This window comes from Pelomonas baiyunensis (assembly GCF_043555935.1).
GTDB lineage: Bacteria > Pseudomonadota > Gammaproteobacteria > Burkholderiales > Burkholderiaceae_C > Pelomonas > Pelomonas baiyunensis.
Genome location: NZ_JBIGIB010000001.1, coordinates 62673 through 75906 on the forward strand (window position 1 = coordinate 62673; position 13234 = coordinate 75906).

The 13234-nt window shown below is 69.6% G+C and carries 9 protein-coding genes; 5 read left to right on the top strand and 4 right to left on the bottom strand.

Annotation, left to right across the window (positions count from 1 at the left end):
- Positions 1–25: 25 nt before the first annotated feature.
- The 3 genes from ACG01O_RS00295 to dgoD are packed head-to-tail and all read right to left on the bottom strand — an operon-like array spanning position 26 to position 2753.
- Positions 26–664: a 2-dehydro-3-deoxy-6-phosphogalactonate aldolase gene (locus ACG01O_RS00295; protein ID WP_394379853.1), complete on the bottom strand. Its 639-nt coding sequence runs from the start codon at positions 662–664 to the stop codon at positions 26–28.
- Positions 664–1605, bottom strand: coding sequence for a 2-dehydro-3-deoxygalactonokinase (locus tag ACG01O_RS00300; RefSeq protein WP_394379855.1), 942 nt, complete (start codon positions 1603–1605; stop codon positions 664–666). Before ACG01O_RS00300 ends, ACG01O_RS00295 begins: the two co-directional genes overlap by 1 nt.
- The gene (gene dgoD / locus ACG01O_RS00305; protein ID WP_394379858.1) at positions 1605–2753 is read right to left on the bottom strand and encodes a galactonate dehydratase; all 1149 of its coding nucleotides are present in this window, start codon (positions 2751–2753) and stop codon (positions 1605–1607) included. Before dgoD ends, ACG01O_RS00300 begins: the two co-directional genes overlap by 1 nt.
- A 242-nt stretch (positions 2754–2995) precedes the next feature.
- Between dgoD and ACG01O_RS00310 the strand changes: the two genes are divergently transcribed.
- From ACG01O_RS00310 to ACG01O_RS00330, 5 genes are all read left to right on the top strand, one after another.
- Positions 2996–5596: a TonB-dependent receptor gene (locus tag ACG01O_RS00310; protein WP_394379860.1), complete on the top strand. Its 2601-nt coding sequence runs from the start codon at positions 2996–2998 to the stop codon at positions 5594–5596.
- A gap of 162 nt (positions 5597–5758) precedes the next feature.
- Complete coding sequence (locus tag ACG01O_RS00315) at positions 5759–7267, top strand: tryptophan halogenase family protein (protein WP_394379862.1); 1509 nt, start codon at positions 5759–5761, stop codon at positions 7265–7267.
- 192 nt (positions 7268–7459) lie between these two features.
- Positions 7460–9910 (top strand): TonB-dependent receptor, encoded by a 2451-nt coding sequence (locus tag ACG01O_RS00320; RefSeq protein ID WP_394379865.1) that lies wholly within the window; start codon positions 7460–7462, stop codon positions 9908–9910.
- Between the two features lie 11 nt (positions 9911–9921).
- A complete protein-coding gene (locus ACG01O_RS00325) occupies positions 9922–11055 on the top strand; it encodes a glycerophosphodiester phosphodiesterase family protein (RefSeq protein ID WP_394379868.1) in 1134 nt (377 codons plus the stop codon).
- 168 nt (positions 11056–11223) lie between these two features.
- A complete protein-coding gene (locus ACG01O_RS00330; RefSeq protein WP_394379870.1) occupies positions 11224–12537 on the top strand; it encodes an SGNH/GDSL hydrolase family protein in 1314 nt (437 codons plus the stop codon).
- Here ACG01O_RS00330 and ACG01O_RS00335 read toward each other — a convergent pair.
- On the bottom strand, positions 12524–13234 hold the full coding sequence (locus tag ACG01O_RS00335; protein ID WP_394379872.1) for a ribonuclease activity regulator RraA: 711 nt from the start codon (positions 13232–13234) through the stop codon (positions 12524–12526). The two genes, ACG01O_RS00330 and ACG01O_RS00335, sit on opposite strands and share 14 nt — an antisense overlap.

Sequence of the window (13234 nt, forward strand, 5' to 3'; positions counted from 1 at the left end):
GGTGCTGTGGGGCGTGAGGCGCGGGTCAGTGCGCCTGCCAGGCGTGCACGAAGGCGCGGGCCCGTTGGCCCACCTCGGCCGCGTCCATGCCCGGCGCGTACAGCGCTGAGCCCAGGCCGAACCCTTGGGCGCCGGCTTGCCGGTACACGGCCATGCCGGCTGGCGTGATGCCGCCCACGGGCAGCAGCCGCAGCGCCTTGGGCAGCACCGCCCGCAGGGCTTTCACCACCGGCGGCGTGACCAGCTCCGCCGGGAACAGCTTCACGGCGTCGGCGCCGGCGTTCACGCAGGCGAAGGCCTCGGTGGGCGTGGCCGCACCCGGCACGCAGAACAGGCCGCGCGCCTTGGCCAGCGCCACGATGCGGGTGTCGGCGTGCGGCATCACGATGAGCTGGCCGCCGGCCTGCTGCACGCGGGCCACGGCCTCGGTGTCCAGCACCGTGCCGGCGCCGATCACCGCATCGGCCGGCAGGCCTTGCGCCAGGCGGGCGATGCTGTCCAACGGGTCGGGCGAGTTCAGCGGCACCTCGATCAGGCGAAAGCCCGCGTCGTGCAGCGCCTGCCCGATGGGCAGCACCTCGGCTGGCTTCACGCCGCGCAAGATGGCCACCAGGGGCAGGGCGTCGAACGCCGCATCGAAACGGCTGGGGGTGGCGGGGCGCATCACAGGCCTCCTTCCTGGGCCAGGCGCCAGAGGCCGGCCGGTGCGGTGTTGGACAAAACCGGCGTGTCGGCCGCGCCGAACAGGGCCAGGCCTTGGGCGTAGCGGGCGCACAGCGCCGGCTCGCCGATCAGGCGCAGCGGCGCGGCACCCAGCCCGCTTTGCGCGCGCCAGGCCAGGCCCGCGCGCAGCTCGTGCCCGATCAGCAGGCCCGACAGGTACTCGGCCAGGTCCGGCGGCGCGATGCGGCCGGCCAGGCCCAGGCTGCGCACGCTGAAGAGCTGATGCGGCAGGCCGGCGTCGCCATGGTCGCGCGCAGCGGCCACGCCCTCGTTGAAAGCTTCGTGGGCATCGCGTGTTTCGCGTGCATCTTGGGTTGGTGCCGGCATCAGGCGCCCGAGCACCGAGTGCTGGCGCAGCACGGCGAACAGCTCGCCGGTCATCTGCGTGGTGAAGCCGGTCACACGGCCGCCCTGCACCCGGGCCCATTTGCTGTGCGTGCCGGGCAGCACCAGGCAGGCCTGCTCGGCCAGCGCGGGCGCCTGCTGCAGGGCGCCCAGCACCTGGGTTTCCTCACCGCGCATCAGGTCGGGGGCGCCTGCGGCGGTGGTGCAGCGCAGGCCGGGCAGCAGGCGCACCGGGCGGCCGCGCCAGTCCACATTCAGCGACAGGCGCATCAGCGTGCTCGCGTCGGCCGGGCAGTCGGCGTAGGGCAGCTCGCGCCAACCGTGCTGGCTGCCGACCATGCCGCAGGCCAGCACGGGGCCGGGCAGGGCGTGCCAGTCGGCCACCAGCGCGTCCAGCGCGGCCACGAATTCATCGGCGCGGCCATGCAGCGTGGACGCCCCGGCGCCCGACTCGCGCAGCTCCAGCACCTCGCCGCCCGCGCCCAGGCGCATGGCGCGCAGGCGGGTGCTGCCCCAGTCCAGGCCGATCAGGGGCATCACCACTCCGCCACCGAGCCGTCGGCGTGGCGCCACAGCGGGTTGCGCCAGTCGGGCGCGCGCTGGCTGGCGGCCATCACCTTGTCTTCGTCCACCACCACGCCCAGGCCGGGCTTGGGCAGGGGGCGCATGTAGCCGTCTTCGATGCGGAAGTCGTCTTTGTTGACGATGTAGTCCAGCAGCTCGGCGCCCTGGTTGTAGTGGATGCCCATGCTTTGCTCCTGCAGCACGGCGTTGTGCGACACGAAGTCCACCTGCAGGCAGGCCGCCAGCGCAATCGGGCCCAGCGGGCAGTGCGGGGCCAGGGCCACGTCGTAGGCCTCGGCCATGGAAGCGATCTTGAGGCACTCGGTGATGCCGCCGGCGTGCGAGAGGTCGGGCTGCACGATGGACAGGCCGCCGGCCGCGAACACGCGCTTGAACTCGAAGCGCGAGTACATGCGCTCCCCCGCGGCCAGCGGGATGCTGGTGTGCTCGGCCAGGCGGGCGTATTGCTCGTCCTGCTCGGCCAGCACGGGCTCTTCCACGAACAGCGGGCGGTAGGGCTCCAGCGCGCGCAGCAGCGGCTTGGCCATGGGTGCGGCCACGCGGCCGTGGAAGTCGATGCCGAATTCGATGTCGTGGCCGAAGGCCTCGCGGATCTCGGCGATGCGGGCCACGGCCTCGTCCACCTTGCGGGCGCTGTCGACGATGCCGAGCTCCTCGGTGCCGTTCATCTTGAAGGTGTCGAAGCCGCCTTCGCGCAGGCGCTGGATGTCGCGAATCACGTCGGCCGGGCGGTCGCCGCCGACCCAGGAATACACCTTCATGCGGTCGCGCACCAGGCCGCCCAGCAGCTCGTACACCGGCGCGCCCAGCACCTTGCCCTTGATGTCCCACAGGGCCTGGTCGATGCCGGCAATGGCGCTCATCAAGATGGCCCCGCCCCGGTAGAAGCCGCCGCGGTACATGACCTGCCACAGGTCGTTGATACGGGCGGGGTCCTGGCCCACGAGGTAGGGCTCGAATTCATGCACGGCCGCCTCGACGCTGCGGGCTTTGCCTTCGATGACCGGTTCGCCCCAGCCGCTGATGCCAGCGTCGGTATCGATCTTCAGGAACATCCAGCGGGGCGCCAGACGGTAGGTCGTGAGCTTGGTGATCTTCATGGCCGTTGCAGCAGTAACGGCCGTCAGCTTAGGTGGCAGGGCTAGTTCGGAAATATGCCTTGTTTGCCGCCAGCTATCCGATTTGCAGATAGCTGCGGGCGGGAGGTCGACGCATCTGAAACTGACATACGAGCGTGCAAATAAGGCATATCTGGGTCATGTAACCGCTCCGTACCATGTTTTCACGCGGCCCCGGGAGGGCCGTTTCTACAAGCTTCAACAAGCAATAACGCGGAGACATGATGCCCAAGACCCCCTTCACCCCGACCCGCCTGTGCCTGCTGCTGCAAGCGCTGGTGCTGCTGCCCGCCGGCGCGCAAACCAGCGCCAGCGACGACGCCGCCAAGACGCTGGAGACGGTGGTCGTCAGCGGCATTCGCGCGTCGGTGCGCAAGGCGCTGGACATCAAGGAGGCGTCCAACAGCCTGGTGGAGGTGATTGCGTCGGAAGACATCGGCAAGCTGCCGGACACGACGATTGCCGAGTCGCTGGCCCGCCTGCCCAGCCTGTCGGCCGGGGTGGACCGGGGCAACGCCAGCCAGATCGTGGCGCGCGGCCTGGGCCCGCGCTTCGTGGGTGCCACGTTGAACGGCCGCGAGTTCGCGTCGTCCGAGCCCGACCGTGCGGTGCGCTTCGAGATGTTCCCGGCCGAGTCGGTGTCGGGTGCTACGGTCTACAAGACGCAGCAGGCCGACATCGCCGAGGGCGGCATTGCCACCACCATCGACCTGCAGACCGTCAGCCCGCTGAACTACAAGAACCGCGAGTTGTCGCTGAAGGCCGACGCCAACCATTACCAGCTCGGCAGCAAGATCGATGGCGCCAAGACCTGGGCCCCGCGCCTGGGCGGCATCTATGTGGACCAGTTCGCCAACCGCACGCTGGGCGTGGCCCTGGCCTTCAGCTATTACGACCAGCCGGTGCTGCAAGACGGCGTGCAGAACTGGGGCTTTGACAGCGGCAACGGCAACAAGAACGCGGCCATGGAGTCCTGGGGCTTCCAGAACGCGGTGAAGAACGGCATCAACCAGCGCTCCAGCGTGCTGGGCAAGGTGGAATACAAGCCCAGCGCCGAGTTCTCGCTGACGGGCGACGTGTACGCCGCGCGCTCCAACATCCGCGAGCAGCAGTACATCCACACCGCCGACACCTGCCAGTGGGCCAACAACGGCTGCGCCGCGGCCTACACCGGCACGCCCACCGTGAGCGGCGGCTACGTGACCGGGGGCACGCTGCCCAACGTGGCGCTCAAGACCATCAACGGCCTGTGGAAGCAGGACATGAAGGACTTCGCCACCGGCTTGAACGCCAAGTGGAAGCTCGACGGCTGGCAACTGGACGCTGACCTGGCCCACTCCACCGCCGACCGCGACACGCTCTGGACCGCGGTGGAGCTGGACATGAACCAGCCCGCCACGGGCACCCTGACCTGGAGCTTCCCGAAAGACGGCTGGAGCACCTACGCCTTCAGCGCGGACAGCGGCAACCCGGCCAACTTCAACAACTGGACCGGCCAGACCTGGGGCCCGACCACCGCCGGCACGCTGCATGACAAGCTGGACTCGCAGCAACTGACCGCCACGCGCAAGCTGAACTGGGGTGACCTGACCCAGCTGAAGTTCGGCCTGCGCGTGACCCAGCGCGAGAAGCACTACGAGCAGACCTCGTGGGACTACAACTGGGTGCAGTTCAACACCAGCGACCTGCGCCGCGTGTCCGTCGCCGGCCGGCCGGACTTCGTCGCCTTCCCCAACGTGGAAGACGCCATCACCCGGCTGTTCGGCGCCGCCACGCTGAGCGCCGCCGGCCGCACGCCCACCACGAGCGACCTCGTCACCAAAGACTGGCGCGCCCAGGAGCGCGGCGCTGCGGCGTACGTGCAGGGCGACCTGAACGGCCGCCTGGGCAGCCTGAACTACCGCGGCAACGTGGGCTTGCGCATGGTGCACACGCGCCAGACCGGCTACGGCAACTCGCTGATCAACAACGTGGTGACGCCCACGCAGGACGGCATTGCCTACACCCGCGCGCTGCCCAGCATGAACCTCGTGCTGAGCCTGGACGAGAACGACGAGAACCAGATCCGCTTCGGCCTGGCCCGGGCGATGTCGCGTGCCCCGCTGGATGTGATGACCTCGGCGCAGACCGTCACCATCGACCCCAACGGCGTGAACCCGGCCGTGGTGTCGGGCGGCAACCCACGCCTGAAGCCCATGATGGCCGACCAGCTCGACCTGGCCTGGCAGCACTACTTCGGCAAGGGCAACTTCTTCTCGGCCGGCCTGTTCTACAAGCAGGTGAGCGACTACATCGGCCTGGCCTCGGTGGCCTGCAGCTATGCCGGCAAGGCTGCGTACTGCACGCAGCAGGTCAACCGCGACGGCGGCAACGTGCACGGGCTGGAGCTGGTCTATCAGCAGTCCTTCGCCAACGGCCTGGGGCTGATGGCCAACTACACCTACAGCGCCGGCAACATCCAGGAGAACGGCGACCAAAGCGGCAAGACCTTCGCGCCCATCACGGCCAACGGCCTGATGCGCGGCAACGGGGGCGTGACGGCCTGGTACGAGCACAACGGCTTCGAGGCCCGCGTGTCGGCCAACCGCCACACCGCCTACAACCGCGCCCCGACCTGGGACAGCACGCTGATCCAGCAAAACGGCGCCGAGACCTGGGTGTCGGTGAACCTGTCGCAGAAGCTGGGCGAGCATGTGTCGGTGCGCTTCGGCATCGAGAACGCCACCAACCAGAAGGTCGTCTACACCTACTCCAACGACCCCTACCGCCAGGAAAACTTCCAGTTCGGGCGTCGCTTCAACATCGGGCTGACCTACAAGCTCTGATCGGCCGCTGCCGTGCCGCCCCGGGGGCTCACCCCGTGGCGCGGCGCACCGTGAGCGTCGACATAATCCCGCGCGCAGGCGCGCTGCAGGGCCTGTGGTTCGGTGAACCTGGTACCTGGTACCTAGCACTTGGCTGCAGCGGCTTGTTGGAATCGCGCGCTCATGACTTCTCCTCTCCTCCGTCGCATCGTCATCGTGGGCGGCGGCACCGCGGGCTGGATGGCCGCGGCGGCCTTGTCCAGCCTGCTGGGGCCTGGCTATGAGATCCGGCTGGTGGAGTCCGACGAGATCGGCACCGTGGGCGTGGGCGAGGCCACGGTGCCCTACATCACCGAGTTCAACGAGGCGCTGGGCATCGACGAGAACGAGTTCCTGCGCTTCACGCAGGGCACGTTCAAGCTGGGCATCGAGTTCGTGGACTGGGCGCGCCTGGGCGACCGCTACATGCACGCCTTCGGGCAGGTGGCGCAAGACATCGGCGCGCTGCCCTTTCACCACTACTGGCTGCGGCTGCGCGCCCAGGGCGACACGCGGCCGCTGGGCGCGTACTCGCTCAACACGCTGGCGGCGCAGCAATGCAAGTTCATGCGCTCGCGGCAAGACCTGCCCAATTCACCGCTGGGCGCGATTGCGCACGCCTTCCACTTCGACGCGGGCCTGTACGCGCGCTTCCTGCGCCGCCATGCCGAGCAACGCGGCGTGCAGCGCGTGGAGGGCAAGGTGGTGGAGGTGCAGCAGCGCGAAGACGGCGGCCTGGCGGCTGTGCGGCTGGAGCGCGGCGAGGTGGTGGCGGGCGACCTCTTCATCGATTGCTCGGGCCTGCGTGGCCTGCTGATCGAGCAGACGCTGAAGGCCGGCTACGACGACTGGCGCCACTGGCTGCCCTGCGACCGCGCCGTGGCCGTGCCCTGCGCAGCCGTGCAGCCGCTGCTGCCCTACACGCGGGCCACGGCGCGGCCCGCGGGCTGGCAGTGGCGCATTCCGCTGCAGCACCGCATCGGCAACGGGCATGTGTTCTCCAGCCGCTTCATGAGCGAGGACGAGGCCACCGCGCTGCTGTTGGCCCACCTCGACGGCGAGGCCCTGGCCGCGCCGCGCACCATCCCCTTCGTGCCTGGCCAGCGCCAGCGCTTCTGGGTGAAGAACTGCGTGGCGCTGGGCCTGGCGGCGGGCTTTTTCGAGCCCATCGAAAGCACCAACATCCACCTCATCCAGACGGCGCTGATGCGCATCGTGTCGCTGTTCCCGCGCGCCGGCATGGACGAGGCAGACATTGCCGAATACAACGCGCAGACGCGGTTCGAGTACGAACGCATCCGCGATTTCGTCATCCTGCATTACCACGCCACCGAGCGCAGCGACTCCCCGTTCTGGAACCACTGCCGCACGATGGAGATTCCGGATTCACTGCAGCGCAAGCTGGCACTGTTCCGCAGCAACGGCCGGCTCTTCCGTGATGGCGACGAGCTGTTCGCCGAGCAAAGCTGGCTGCAGGTGCTGATCGGCCAGCGCGTGGCGCCGCGCGGCTACCACCCCATGGCCGATGCCATGCCCGCACCCCAGCTGCAAGCGATGGCGAATGGCATCGAGCAGCTGCTGCGCCGCTGCGTGGAGCTGATGCCGCCGCACGAAGAATTCATCCGCGCGCAGTGCGCGGCGCCGCGGGGCTGACGCCGGGGTTGCGCGCACACCGGCGTGCCGGCTGTGCACGCCAAGGTGCCCGTGCCTTCACGCGTGCCTTCACACCAAATTCATCGTCTCCACCGACAGTGAGGTCAGCAAGCCCGCGCATGCCGCGCGAGGCGGGCCACCCGTGTCGCGCCATCTGGCGCGGCCCGGTTCGGCCGTCTGGAACCCTCTGCGATGCGAACCCACCTCTCCCTCCGCACCCCCGCTGCCCGCCCCGGCGCTCCCTTTTGGGCCTTGACGATCTGCGCCGCAGCGGCCGCGTCCTTCGGCCTGGCGCCGTCGGCCTGGGCCCAGGCGCCTGCGCCCCTGCAAGCGGCTGACACCGCGCCAGATGCCTTGCCCGACGCCGCCGTGGCGCCGGAGGGCGGCAACGTGCTGAAGGCAGTGGAGGTGAGCGTGAAGCGCACGCGGTCGTCCACCCGCCTGACCGCGCAAGACGTGCAGGCGCTGCTGCCCGGCACCAACCCCATCAAGGCCCTGCAAACGCTGCCCGGCGTGAGCTACCAAACCGCCGACCCCTGGGGCAACAACGAGCAGAACGCGTCGCTGTTCATCCACGGCTTCAGCACGCAGCAGCTGGGCTACACGCTCGACGGCGTTCCGCTGGGCGACCAGCAGTACGGCAACTACAACGGCCTGTCGCCCCAGCGCGCCATCAGCAGCGAAAACGTGCGCGGCGTGCTGCTGTCGTCGGGCGCGGGTGACCTGGCCACGGCCTCCACCAGCAACCTCGGCGGCACCATCGAAACCTTCAGCAGCGACCCGCTGGCCCAGCGCCGCGTGTCGCTGGAGCAGACCTTGGGCAGCTATGCCGCCTCTCGTACCTTCGTGCGTGTGGACACCGGCGCGTTCGGCGAGGGCAACTCGGCCTACGTGTCCTTCCTGCGGCAAGACGCCCGCGCCTGGGACTTCAACGGGGAGCAAGGTGGCAAACAGGTCAACGGCAAGTTCGTGCGCGCCACGGGCGACGACAAGCTGACGCTTTACTTCAACTACAACGACAAGATCGAGCCCAACGAGGACTCCATCGTCCGCTCCAGCACCGAGGCCTACCAGCCTGCCACGCGGCCGTTCTTCTACCCGGACCTGGCCGGCTACCTGGCCTACCTGAACCCCACCACCAGCGCCACGCCGGCGGCCGAGGGCAACAACTACCGCAACTACTACAGCGCCGCCCAGCGCACCGACTGGCTGGGCTACGCCAAGTACGACGCGCGCCTGAGCGAGCGCATGGTGTGGACGAACCAGGCCTACTACCACCGCGACCAAGGCGCGGGTCTGGTGGCCGGCCCCATCGGCGTGGCCGGGCTGCCGGGGCTGTTCGGCGTGTACTTTCCCAACCAGAACCTCAAGCAGGTGTTCGGCAACTCCGGCATTGCGCTGCGCACCACCGAGTACGCCATCCACCGCGGCGGCGTGCTGTCGCGCCTGGACGCCGAGCTGGACGACCACCACCTGCAGGCCGGCCTGTGGGTGGAGCAAAACCGCTCGTCGGCCTACCGCCGCTGGTATGCGTTCGACATCAACAACCCCACCTCGCCCTACGACAAGCCCACCGGCCATCCGCTGATCACCCAGTACGGCAGCGAGATCGACAACAAGGTGGTGCAGCTCTACCTGCAAGACGCGTGGACCGTGCAGCCCGGCCTCACGCTGCAGGCCGGCTTCAAGAGCAGCCTGCAGTTCGCGCAGGGCCGCTTCCCGGTGCAGCAAAAGGCCGGCTCCATCACCGGCAACTCGCCTGCGCTGCCCGAGGGCAAGATCGACACGCGGCGCTGGTTCCTGCCGCAGATCGGCGCCGTGTGGGACGTGACCGCGCGGGACCAGCTCTACGCCAACGTGCAGCAGAACCTGCGCCAGTTCGTGACCTACGGCGCCGGCGGCCTGTCGCCCTGGAGCCTGAGCAGCCAGGCGGGCTTTGACCTGTTCAAGGCGACGGCCAAGCCCGAAACCTCGGTCACCTACGACGCGGGCTACCGCATCAAGCGCCGCGTGGACAGCGGCGTGCTGACCGAGCTGGACGCGCAGTTCAGCGTCTACCACGTCGACTTCCACAACCGCCTGCTGCAGATCGCGTCCACGCCGGTCATCAGCTCCATCAACCCGGGCAACCCCATCCTGGCCAACGTGGGCGGTGTCAGCACCAACGGGGTGGACATCAGCGGCACGTTGCGCTTTGCGGGCGGCGTGTCGTTCTACAACGCGGTGTCGTACAACCGGTCGGTCTACAACAACGACTACCAAACCGGTGCTTCTGGCGCCACGGTGGCCACGCAGGGCAAGCAGGTGCCGGGCAGCCCGCAGCTGCTGGAGAAGTTCGTGCTGACCCTGCCGGTGGGCGGCGTGGAGGCCCAGCTGATTGGCGACTACGTGGGCAAGCGCTACGCCACGTTCACGAACGACAAGCAGGTGTCCAGCTACTTCCTCACCAGCCTGTCGCTGACCGCACGCCTGCCGATGCTGACCGGCGAGCTGCTGAAGGACGCCAAGCTGCGCCTGACCGTCAGCAACGTGGCCAACAAGCAGGGTGACCTGAACGTGGTGGTGGGCTCGGCCACGAACACGTTCAACACCTATCCCATCCCGCCGCGGCAGGCTTACCTGACGTTCAGCACGGCGTTCTGAACGGGATGACCATGACTGCTCACGCCCCGCTCCAACACCCCGCCCGTCGCACCGCCCTGCAAGTGGGCCTGGCCCTGGCCGGCAGCCTGGCCCAGCCCTGGGCCGGCGCGCAGACCGAACCCCGCCCCGCGCGTGCCCGCAAGGTCGAGGTGCTGGGCCACCGCGGCGCCTGCGCACTGCGGCCCGAGCACACGCTGGCGTCGTATGCCCAGGCGATCCGCGACGGTGCGGACTTCGTTGAGCCTGACCTGGTGTGCACGAAGGACGGCGTGCTGGTGGCGCGCCACGAGAACAACCTCAGCGAGACCACCGACGTGGTCCGCCACGCCGCGTTCGCGTCACGGCGCACGCGCAAGACCATCGACGGCAACGTGGAAGACGGCTGGTTCGTCGAAGACTTCACGCTGGCCGAGCTCAAGCGCCTGCGCGCCATCGAGCGCATTCCGCAGATCCGCCCGGGCAACACCGCGTACGACGGCCAGTTCCAGGTGCCCACGTTCGAGGAAATCATCGAGTTCGTGGCCGCCCAGTCGGCCACGGTCGGCCGCGTCATCGGGCTGGTGCCGGAGCTCAAGCATTCCAGCTACCACGCGGCTCTGGGCCTCGCGCTGGAAGACCGCTTCGTGCACACCGTGCAGGCGCACCACCACACGCGCACGCAGCCGCTCATCGTGCAGTCCTTCGAGCTGGCCAACCTCAAAGTGCTGCGCGAGAAGCTGGGCCGCCGCGAGGGCCTGCGGCTGATGCAACTGGTGGGCGCGCCCAACATGCCCACGGCCGACAGCGTGGCCGCCGGCAAGCCGCAGCTGTTCGAGACGGTGCTGACGCCGCAAGGCCTGAAGGCCCTGGCCGGCCATGTGGATGTGCTGGCCCCGCCCACGCGTGCGCTCATTCCGTGGGACGCCGCCCAGCGCCAGCTGCCGCCCACGCGCCTGATCGCCGATGCCCACGCGGCCGGCCTGCAGGTGCACACCTGGACGCTGCGCCCCGAGAACCGCTTCATGGCGGCCAACTTCCGCAGCGACGCCGGCGAGAACGCCCGCCACGAAGCCGGCGCCATTGCCGAGGCGCGCAGCTTCATCGCGGCTGGCGTGGACGGCTTCTTTGCGGACGATCCGGCCTTGGCCCGCCAAGCCGTCGGCTGAGGCCTTCGGGCGGTCGGTTCAGCCGCTTCGTGCCGCCGCTGAATCGGTGCGTGGGGCGGGCGAGGAGCGGCGCTTTTCGACCGCCCTGAGGCCTGCCCGCGCGTGCCTTCTTGTGCAAATGGTTGCGCTATCATTTGGCGACTTTCTTGCGGATGGAGTCGCCCGTCGATGCGCGCACGTACCGGTCTTTCTTCGTTGACCCTCTCGGCCTGGGCGCTGGCCGCCGGGCTGCTGGCGGGGTGCGGCCACGCCCCGCAGCGGCCCGAGGCGCCAGCACCTTGGACGGCCGCCTGGGCCAGCGCGCAGCTGGCGCAAGCGCCCGCAGCGCCCGCAGCGCCTGCAGCGCCGTCAGCTGCTGCAGCTGCGGCCGCCGTGTGGCAGCCGCCGATGCGCGACGTGAGCCTGCGCCAGATCGTGCGGGTGGACGCAGCCGGCACGGCGCTGCGCGTGCGCATCAGCAACCTGTTCGGTGACCAGCCGCTGAGCTTGGGCGCGGTAACCGTGGCCCGGGCCGACGGCGAAGCGCCGGTGGCTGCGTCGGTGCGCGCACTGCGCTTTGGTGGGCGGGTGGAGGTGCTGGTGCCGGCCCATGCCGAGGTGTGGAGCGACCCGCTGCCGTTGGCGGTGGCCCGGCAGGCCGACCTGGCCGTGCAGGTGCACGTGCGCGCCGGCCCGGCCCAGGCCACGGTGCACCCAGGCTCGCGCATGCGCAGCTGGGCGGTAGCCGGCAACCGGGTGGACGCAACCGATTGGCCCGAGGCCGTGGCGCAGGAGGGCTGGTGGCACTTGGCGGCGGTGGACGTGCAGGCGCCCCAGCCGCTGCCCGTGCTGGTGGCCACGGGCGACTCCATCACCGACGGATACGGCGTGCCCTCGGGCAGCTACCAGCGCTGGACGGATCAACTGTCGCGCCGGCTTGCGGCCCAGGGCCGTGACGTGGCCGTGGTGAACACCGGCATCGGCGGCGGGCGGCTGCTGCGCGATGGCCTGGGCCCGAACCTCGTGTCGCGCTTCGAGCGCGATGTGCTGGCCCGCAGCGGTGTGACGCACGCCGTGGTGCTGATCGGCGTGAACGACCTGGGCGTGAGCCACCGCGGCAAGGCCACCACGGCCGAGTCCCGCGCCGCGCTGCTGGCCGAACTGAAAGCCGGCTTCACCGACCTGGCCACCCGGGCCCGCGAGCGCGGCGTGTGCCTGATCGGCGCGACCGTCATGCCCTATTCGGGCAGTGGCTACTACGCGCCCCAGGCCGAGAACGAGGCCGACCGGCAGGCGCTGAACGCCTGGTTGCGCGAGGCCGGGCGCTTCGATGCCTTGGTGGACTTCGACGCCTTGATGCGCGACCCGGCGCGGCCGGCCTACCTGCGCGCCGAGGTGGACAACGACGGCCTGCACCCGTCGCTGGCCGGCTACCGCGTGATGGCCGAGGCCTTCCCGGTGGAGGTGCTGGAGCGGCGCTGCAGCAAGGTCAGCGCCCCTTGAGCTGGCGCCATGCCGCGAAGCTGTCGGCCACGTCGGCGTCGGTCGGTGGGTACAGGCCCAGCACGCTGCGGCCGGCCAGCACCTGCTCCTGCACGTAGTCCTCGAACACGGTCATTTCCACCGCTTCGTTCGCAATCTCGTCGGCCAGGTGCGCGGGGATGACGATCACGCCCTCGGCGTCGCCCACGATCACGTCGCCCGGGAACACCGGTGCGTCACCGCACCCGATGGGCTCGTTGATCGCGATGGCCTGGTGCAGCGTGAGGTTGGTGGGGGCGCTCGGGCGCGAGTGGTAGGCGGGCATCGTGTACTTGGCGATGTCCGGGCTGTCGCGAAAGCCGCCGTCCGTCACCACGCCGGCCACGCCGCGCACCATCAGTCGCGCGACGAGGATGCCGCCGGCTGACGCCGCGCGCGCGTCCTTGCGGCTGTCGATGACGAGCACCGCGCCGGCCGGGCATTCCTCCACCGCCACGCGCTGCGGGTGGCTGCGGTCCTTGAACACGGCGATGCCGTTGAGGTCCTCCCGCGCCGGGATGTAGCGCAGCGTGTAGGCCGGGCCCACCATGTTGGGCAGGCCAGGGTTGAGCGGCAGCACGCCCTGGATGAACTGGTGGTGCAGGCCGCGTTTGAACAGGGCGGTGCACAGCGTGGCGGTGCTGACGCCCATCAGCTTCGTGCGGGTGGTGGGGTTCAT

Bases quoted from the DNA above. Each gene is read 5' to 3' on its own strand.
- ACG01O_RS00295 (WP_394379853.1), bottom strand. From the start codon at position 664: ATGCGCCCCGCCACCCCCAGCCGTTTCGATGCGGCGTTCGACGCCCTG.
- ACG01O_RS00300 (WP_394379855.1), bottom strand. From the start codon at position 1,605: ATGCCCCTGATCGGCCTGGACTGGGGCAGCACCCGCCTGCGCGCCATG.
- dgoD (WP_394379858.1), bottom strand. From the start codon at position 2,753: ATGAAGATCACCAAGCTCACGACCTACCGTCTGGCGCCCCGCTGGATG.
- ACG01O_RS00310 (WP_394379860.1), top strand. From the start codon at position 2,996: ATGCCCAAGACCCCCTTCACCCCGACCCGCCTGTGCCTGCTGCTGCAA.
- ACG01O_RS00315 (WP_394379862.1), top strand. From the start codon at position 5,759: ATGACTTCTCCTCTCCTCCGTCGCATCGTCATCGTGGGCGGCGGCACC.
- ACG01O_RS00320 (WP_394379865.1), top strand. From the start codon at position 7,460: ATGCGAACCCACCTCTCCCTCCGCACCCCCGCTGCCCGCCCCGGCGCT.
- ACG01O_RS00325 (WP_394379868.1), top strand. From the start codon at position 9,922: ATGACTGCTCACGCCCCGCTCCAACACCCCGCCCGTCGCACCGCCCTG.
- ACG01O_RS00330 (WP_394379870.1), top strand. From the start codon at position 11,224: ATGCGCGCACGTACCGGTCTTTCTTCGTTGACCCTCTCGGCCTGGGCG.
- ACG01O_RS00335 (WP_394379872.1), bottom strand. From the start codon at position 13,234: ATGAACCCCACCACCCGCACGAAGCTGATGGGCGTCAGCACCGCCACG.